The organism is Streptomyces sp. NRRL WC-3549 (assembly GCF_000721935.1).
Classification (GTDB): Bacteria; Actinomycetota; Actinomycetes; order Streptomycetales; family Streptomycetaceae; genus Streptomyces.
In genome coordinates this window covers 30805-38325 of sequence record NZ_KL585395.1, presented here as the reverse complement: position 1 = coordinate 38325, position 7521 = coordinate 30805, and the positions used below count along the sequence as shown (strand labels likewise).

Genomic DNA, 7521 nt, shown 5'->3' with positions numbered 1-7521 from the left:
ACAGCGACCACCCCCGTGGGCCGCTGCCGCCGAGCCCCTCCGGCGTCGGCCGACGCCCTCCGGTCTCCCCCGAACGGGGCGTTCCCCGGCGTCCCCCGACGCCTCCGGGGAGCCCCGGAACTCCCTCGGGACTCTAGGCGGAGCGGGCCGCCGACGGGGAGATTCACTTCGCACGGTGAGGGCGTCCAGGGGGTATCAGAGCGCACAGTCGAACCGGTACCCTGCACTCCGGTTCGGTAGGCAGAGCGGGGGACGAGTGCGCGCGCGGGAACGGGCCGACGACGTACTGCGGATGTACCGGCTGGCACGCACCGGGGGCTCGCCGGACCTGCTGCGCTGGCTGGCCCGGCGGGCCGACGGATGGGCCGGGCTCCTCGACGGCGACGGCACGGTGCTCCAGGCCGTGTCCGGGACGGCGCGGTGGCCGGGGCAGGAGGCCGCGGCCCTCGCGTCCCGCGCCGCACGGGAACTGACGGTGCGCGGCGCGCGAGCCTACTCGCTGGAGGCCGGCGGGTGTACGGCGCTGCTGCTCCCCCTCGACGGCGTGTCCCGGGGCCGCGACACCCTCCTCGCCGTCGTCGCGTCCCGGCCGGCACCCGCCGGGCTGGCCACCCTGCTCGCCGACGCGACGATGCCGCTGGGCCTGGCCTGGGCCTCGGAGAGCGTGGAACGCAAACGGCGCCGCGTCGACCTCGCCGAGTTCCGTGGACGGGAGGCCGTGCTGCACCTGCTGATGACCGGCCAGCTCTCCATCGCCCACCAGGTCGCGGGCGCGCTGCGGCCGAAGCTCCCCGACCCGGTCCGCGTCTGCGTCGTCGAGTGCTCGGGCGGGCAGCGGGACGAGGTGGCCCGGATCTGCGCGGACGCCTCCGGCGGCCGGACCTGGATCGTGCGCTGCCCGGTGTACGCACGTCATCTGATCCTGATCACGCCGGCCGAGCCGGAGGCGGAACGGGGGACCGCCGGGGCGCCGGAGGACGTCCCGCTCGACCGCGCCGTGGCCGACCTGGTGGACGACTGCGTCGTCGGCGTCAGCGAGGACATGCCGCTGTCCGACACGGCGGCCGCCTACCGCCAGGCCTTCCCGGTTCGGCTCCGCGCCCGAACCGGCCCTGGTCGTCGGAGCCGCCGGGGCGCGGTGGGCGGACGCGTTGCTCGCCCCGCTGCTCACCCACCTGCCGCGCCGCTCCCAGGACCCGGGCAGCCAGGAACTCGCGGCGACCCTGGCGTCCTGGCTGGCGTTCTCCTCCCACGCCACCCGGCACCTGAAGATCCACCGCAACACCCTCGCGGCCCGGCTCCGGTTGATCGGCGGACTGCTGGGCCTGGACCTGAACCGTCTCGGCGACCAGGCCGCCCTCGACCTGGCCCTCTGCGTCAGGGCGGCCCCGGCCCCGCACCGCACCGAACCCCGCCGCGGACGCCGGGAACAGGGGGCGGCGGTACCGGACCTGGACGCGGTCCTGTGCGGCCCGGGCGTCCAGAACTGGGCGGCCCAGCAGCTACGGCAACTCGCCCCGGCCGGCCCTGCCGCCGAGGAGACGCTGCGCACCTGGCTGCGCTGCGAGGCCCAGCTCGGGCCGACCGCGGCGGAGCTGGGGATCTCCGTACCGGGGGCGCGCAAGCGGCTCGTCCGGCTGGAATCGGTGCTGCACCGGTCACTGCTCCAGGCGCCCAGCGCGCGCTACGACCTCTGGATGGCGTTCCGGGCGGCGGACCTCGTGGCGTGAGCCGGGAGGGGCCGGGGGCGGTCAGTCCGCGCGCGTGTACGTCAGGCTCTCGCCGGTCTCCGGGATCTCCCGCCGCAGGCTGCCGTCGGGCAGCAGGGTCAGGACGGTCGGTTTGCCGGGGGTGCACGACGAGGCCGGTTCAGCGGTCACGACGCGGGAGGGCCCGATGCGGACCGGGGAGCCGGAGCCGGGCTCGCTCTGCAACTCCGCCCGGAACACGCAGTGGTAGGAGCCGCCCGTGTCCAGCGGCCCCTCGGCGGTGAGGGACAGGACCGTGTCGCCGACGCCGCCCTGCTGGATCACGAGCCGGCGGGTGGACTGCCCGGCGCCGCCTTCGACGGAGCCGGACCAGGTACCCGGATAACCGGCGGGGAGGGACCCGTCGCCGTTCTGCCCGTCGGTGGAGGCGTCCGCCGACGGGCCGGTGGAGGGGCCCGGGGAGGCCCCGCCGGACGGGGAGTTCGTGGGGGAGGGGGGCGGGGAGGCGGTCGTGCGGTGGTCACCGCCGTCCATGAAGCTGTAGACCGTCCAGCCCGCCCCGACGGCGACGAGCACCGCCACCACGGCCAGCGCGACGGCCGGCACCGTACGACGGCGCTCCGGTACGGGCCGGGGCGGCGCGGACGGACGGTACGGAGGTGTGTGGGCGTACGCCGGGACCGGCGGCGAGGGGAAACCGTACGGAGGGGGCGGCGCGGCCGGGCCGGCCGGGGCGGGCGGCGGGTGGACGGCGCCGGGAGGCTGCCCCGGGGGCGGGCCCACGGGCCCCGGGGGCGGGGCTCCCGCCCCTTGCGGTGCCGCCGGAGGGCCGACGGGCGGGAACGCTGCGGGGGGACCGGCGGGCGGTACGGGACCGGGGGCCGTGGCCTGTGGTGCCCGCGGGGCGGAGGGGCCGGTGTGCGCCCCCGGCGCCTCCGGCGGTTCCTCCCGCGTCTCCTGACGCGTCCGCAGGCCGTCCGGGCCGTCCGGGTCGTCCGGTTCCCGCGGGTCCTCGGCGTCGAGCAGGCCGACCGCGTGCCGGCCGAGCTGGGCGATCAGTGCCCCGGGGAGCCAGGGCTCGGCCGTCTCCGTCTCGCCCAGCCGTTCCAGCACGGTGTCCGTGGCCGGGCGCTCGGAGGGCTCCTTGGCCAGGCAGTCCCGGATCAGTCCGGCGAGGTCCCCCGGTATGCCGGTGAGGTCCGGGTCCTCCTGCGCGATGCGGAACATCAGCGCGTGCGCCGCGCTGTCCGCCATGCCGAACGGCATCCGCCCGGTGGCCGCGTACGTGAGGACCGAGCCGAGGCAGAACACGTCGCACGCGGCCGTCACCCGCTCACCGCGCACCTGCTCGGGCGACATGAACCCGGGGGAGCCGATCAGCGCGCCGGTACGGGTGAGGCCGCCCGCCGTGGCGGTGTCCAGCGCCCGGGCGATACCGAAGTCGATGACCCGGGGGCCGTCGATCGTGACCAGCACGTTCGAGGGCTTGAGGTCGCGGTGGACGATCCCGGCGCGGTGGATGTCCCGGAGGGCCCGGGCCAGCCCGGATCCCAGTATCCGGACGGAGCGTTCGGGGAGTGGACCGTACGCTTCCGAAGCGGCCGCCGGGGCTCCCGGGCGCCCGGAGACGATCCGGTGGAGCGAGGGGCCCGCGACGTAACCGGTGGCCACCCACGGCACCGCCGCCTCGGTGTCCGCGTCCAGCACGGGAGCGGTCCAGGCACCGCCCACCCGGTGGGCCGCCCGCACCTCCGCCCGGAAGCGGTCGCGGAACTGCTGCTGCTCCGCCAGCTCGGGGCGGACCAGCTTGAGGGCGACCGTACGGCCCCGGTCCGACCGGGCCAGGAACACCTGGCCCATCCCGCCCGCGCCGAGACGCCCCAACAGGCGGTACCGGCCGATGCGTTGCGGATCGCCGGAGCTCAGCTTCTCCATGGTGCGCCTCCTCCCCCGTACGGCCGTGGAGGACGGCCGCGCTCCGAGAATAGCGGCGCCCCGGACGGCCCCCCAGCCCCGGACTGCCTGCCGCCGCCCGGGACGGGGCGCGGCGGGCCCGGTGCCCTGCCGGACCACGCCACCAGCCCGTACGCGGTGGCCATGGAGTTCCACCGCCCCGCCCGCCTACGCTCGCCGTATGACCCCTCGTGATCCTCGCCCGTCCCGTGCCCCGTACGCCGATCCCGCCGCCGGAGCCGCCGTCAAGGCCGCCGACCGCGCGCACGTCTTCCACTCCTGGTCCGCCCAGGGCCTGATCGACCCGCTCGCCGTCGCCGGCGCGGAGGGCGCGTACTTCTGGGACTACGACGGCAACCGGTACCTGGACTTCACCAGCGGCCTCGTCTTCACCAACATCGGCTACCAGCACCCCGTGGTGGTCGCCGCGATCCAGGAACAGGCCGGCCGGCTCACCACCTTCGCGCCCGCGTTCGCCGTCGAGGCGCGTTCCGAGGCCGCCCGTCTGATCGCCGCGCGCACCCCGGGCGACCTGGACAAGATCTTCTTCACCAACGGTGGTGCCGAGGCGGTCGAGCACGCCGTCCGGATGGCCCGTGTGCACACCGGGCGCACGAAGGTGCTCTCCGCCTACCGCTCGTACCACGGCGCCACCTCCACCGCGATCAACCTCACCGGGGACCCGCGCCGCTGGGCCTCCGACACCGGCTCGGCGGGGGTCGTCCGCTTCTGGGCGCCGTTCCTCTACCGCTCGCCCTTCTACGCCTCCACCGAGGCCGAGGAGTGCGCCCGCGCGCTCCAGCACCTGGAGGACACCCTCGCGTTCGAGGGGCCGTCGACGGTCGCCGCCGTCATCCTGGAGACGATCCCGGGCACGGCGGGCATCATGCCCCCGCCGACCGGTTACCTCGCGGGTGTGCGTGAGATCTGCGACCGGTACGGGATCGTCTTCGTCCTCGACGAGGTGATGGCCGGCTTCGGGCGGACCGGCGCGTGGTTCGCCGCCGACCACCACGGTGTCGTACCGGACCTGATGACGTTCGCGAAGGGCGTCAACTCCGGTTACGTGCCGCTCGGCGGGGTCGCCATCGGGGCGGAGATCGCCGCCACCTTCGAGACCCGCCCCTACCCCGGCGGGCTCACCTACTCCGGACATCCGCTGGCCTGTGCGGCGGCCGTGGCCACGCTCGGCGTCATGGAGGACGAGAAGACCGTGGAGAGCGCCGCGCACCTGGGCGAGCACGTCCTCGGCCCCGGCCTGCGCGAGATCGCCGGGCGCCACCCGTCGGTCGGCGAGGTCCGCGGCCTGGGGGCGTTCTGGGCGCTGGAGCTGGTCCGGGACCGGGAGACCCGCGAACCCCTGGTCCCGTACAACGCGACGGGCGAGGCCAACGCCCCCATGGCGGCCTTCGGGGCGGCCTGCAGGAAGAACGGCCTGTGGCCCTTCATCAACATGAACCGCACGCACGTCGTCCCCGCCTGCAACATCACCGAGGCGGAGGCGAGGGAGGGTCTCGCGGCCCTGGACGCGGCCCTCTCCGTCGCCGACGAGCACACCGTGGAGGCGGTGTGACGCCTCCCGGGGCGGCCCGCGGACGACGGCGGCCCCGGGCCGCACCCGGATCCGGGCAGGCCCAGGTCGTTAAGGTGACCTGAGCCGAGAACGGGAGAGGGGCACGTCATCATGCCTGCGAGGGGAGCTGTGAACCGCAGTACGCTGCGGCAGCAGATCGCCGACGCGCTGCGTGACGAGGTGCTCGCGGGGCGTCTGCGGCCGCGCGTGGAGTTCACCGTCAAACAGATCGCCGAGCAGTACGGGGTGTCCGCGACCCCCGTCCGCGAGGCGCTGTTCGATCTCTCCGCGCAGGGGCTGCTCGAATCCGACCAGCACCGCGGCTTCAGGGTCCGGGAGTTCAGCGTCGCCGACTACCGGTCGATGGTGGAGGCCCGCGCCCTGGTCATCGACGCGGTGTTCCGGGGCCTCTTCGACCGCGCCGGCGCGGTGCACGGGCTGCTCGCCGCCCATCAGGCCGCCCTCGTCTCGGTGCGCCGCCGGGCCGAGGAGGCCGCGCGCGCGGCCCGCGGCGGCGACCTCGACATCCTCATCGGCTACGACCTGCGGTTCTGGCGGGAGCTGGGCGCGGTCGTCGGAAACCCGTACCTCACCGACTTCCTGCACCGGCTGCGGGTGCAGGCCTGGGTCTTCGCCGTCCCGTACCTGCGGGCGGACGCCGGGGTGCGCGACTGGCTGTGGAACGGCCACCCGGAGCTGGTGGAGGCGTTCGTCACCGCCGACGGCGACGCCGTACGCGCGGTACTGGACGCCTACTACGCCCACGGGCTGAGCTGGGCGGACCGGCTGGCCGCCGACGACCCCCCGCACCCGGGCCACGGCGAGGGCTGACGTCCCCGGCCCGGACGGCCCGGGACGCCCCTGTACGGCGTCCGCGGCGGCGCCTTCCGCCTCCGTGCCCCCCGCGCCCTGTGCGCCGGGTCCGGGCCGCATTACGCTGGCCGGACCATCGCACGAACCCGTTGGAGAGCGAGACTTCGTGGCCTGTGACCTGTGGCTGGTCCCCCTCGTCGATGTGCTGTGCCACAGCCCCGACAACCCCTTCGCCGAAGAGATCGCCGTCTTCGACAAGGCGCTGGGCGAGGCGGGGCTGCCCCCCGTCCCCGTCTACGCCTACATGCCGGGACTCACCGGGGACGTCGCCCCGGTCGCCGGCTTCGACTACGACGCGCTGCACTTCCTGCGCCGCGCCCACCTGCTCCAGCTGAGCGGGCTCGCCGTCACCCCGGTCGACGAGCTGGGCGGGGACTACGAGCAGGTGCTGGAGATGTTCGAGCAGGCCGCCCAGGGCTCCCACCTGGTGTGGCACTACGACCACGCGGGGGCGTACGTCCCGGTGGACTTCCCCGCCCCGCTCTGCGACGACGAGTTGCTGGCGGGCGGCGGTCCGCTGGGGTCCTCCCACGGGCTGCTGCGCGAGCTGGAGGCCGTCGCCCCGTCCATCGGCATCGACCCGGCCAACCCGCCGGCCGCGCCCCTCCCGCCCATCGGCCCGACCACGCTCGAAGAGCCGGCCGGGCCGCTCCTGCCCGACGACAGCCCCTTCGCCCGCGAGCGCCACGTCTGGCTGGGGCTGCACGCCGCGGCCACCCGGAGCCTCGCCCAGGGCTCCATGATCGTCTTCAGCTGACCGGCTCCGGGGGCCGCCCCGGCAGATCCAGGGATCTACCGGGGCGGCTCCGGAGGCCGCTGGCGCGGCATGTTCGGCCGGACCGCCGCGGGCATGGTGAGGCGGCCGGGGTGCGCGCCCTGCTCCGGCCGGCCGCCGACCGCCCCCGACACCAGCGACTGCACCCCCATGGGCGCCGGACCGGCCCGGAACTCCACCATCCAGTCCGCCGTCTCCATGCGGACGAGCTCGGTGACGTCCTCGGAGAACCTCCGCAGCACCCCCAGGCACCGCTCCGCGGCCTCGCTGGCCGTGCCCTCGGTCGGGCCGAGCACCTCCCGTACGGACTCCGAGGACCAGTCGAACTGGAGTACCTGGAGGCGTCGCTGCACGGCCTGAGCCGTCGCGAGATTCCTTATCCAGCCGGAGGTGAAGCCGAAGTACCGGTCGCACGCCATGCACGCGGCGCCCAGCAGCAGCGACAGATAGCCCCAGCCGGCCGAGCCGTGCAGCTCCCCGGTCAGGTCCAGCAGCGGGAGGGCGGCGCCCGCGACGACACCGACCGCCGTACCGAGGCGCAGCAGGCGGGCCAGGCGCCGCTTGCGGACCCGGTCGTGCAGGTACCAGTCGGCGGTCCGCAGGGCACCGGCCTCCACCCAGCGGTACAGCTCGTCGAG

At 75.4% G+C, this 7521-nt stretch carries 5 protein-coding genes and 1 pseudogene; 4 read left to right on the top strand and 2 right to left on the bottom strand.

What is annotated here, in order from left to right:
• The first annotated feature begins 292 nt into the window (after nt 1-292).
• A pseudogene (locus tag IH13_RS37340) lies at nt 293-1730 on the top strand (helix-turn-helix domain-containing protein).
• A 21-nt stretch (nt 1731-1751) separates the two neighbouring features.
• Here the strand turns inward: IH13_RS37340 and IH13_RS0112920 are convergent.
• A complete protein-coding gene (locus tag IH13_RS0112920) occupies nt 1752-3644 on the bottom strand; it encodes a serine/threonine-protein kinase (RefSeq protein WP_031083977.1) in 1893 nt (630 codons plus the stop codon).
• A 199-nt stretch (nt 3645-3843) separates the two neighbouring features.
• Here IH13_RS0112920 and IH13_RS0112915 point away from each other — a divergent pair, with 199 nt between their 5' ends.
• The 3 genes from IH13_RS0112915 to IH13_RS0112905 all read left to right on the top strand — a co-directional run bounded on the left by IH13_RS0112915 (nt 3844) and on the right by IH13_RS0112905 (nt 6865).
• Nucleotides 3844-5235: an aspartate aminotransferase family protein gene (locus tag IH13_RS0112915; RefSeq protein WP_031083975.1), complete on the top strand. Its 1392-nt coding sequence runs from the start codon at nt 3844-3846 to the stop codon at nt 5233-5235.
• Nucleotides 5236-5346: 111 nt separating this feature from the next.
• A complete protein-coding gene (locus IH13_RS0112910) occupies nt 5347-6066 on the top strand; it encodes a GntR family transcriptional regulator (RefSeq protein ID WP_031083974.1) in 720 nt (239 codons plus the stop codon).
• Nucleotides 6067-6214: 148 nt separating this feature from the next.
• Complete coding sequence (locus IH13_RS0112905) at nt 6215-6865, top strand: hypothetical protein (protein ID WP_031083972.1); 651 nt, start codon at nt 6215-6217, stop codon at nt 6863-6865.
• Between the two features lie 35 nt (nt 6866-6900).
• On the opposite strand, the gene IH13_RS0112900 is transcribed toward IH13_RS0112905, so the two are convergent.
• Nucleotides 6901-7521, bottom strand: a 621-nt coding sequence (locus tag IH13_RS0112900) for an SLATT domain-containing protein (protein ID WP_031083970.1), incomplete at its 5' end; no start/stop codon positions are given.

Bases quoted from the DNA above. Each gene is read 5' to 3' on its own strand.
- IH13_RS0112920 (WP_031083977.1), bottom strand. From the start codon at position 3,644: ATGGAGAAGCTGAGCTCCGGCGATCCGCAACGCATCGGCCGGTACCGC.
- IH13_RS0112915 (WP_031083975.1), top strand. From the start codon at position 3,844: ATGACCCCTCGTGATCCTCGCCCGTCCCGTGCCCCGTACGCCGATCCC.
- IH13_RS0112910 (WP_031083974.1), top strand. From the start codon at position 5,347: ATGCCTGCGAGGGGAGCTGTGAACCGCAGTACGCTGCGGCAGCAGATC.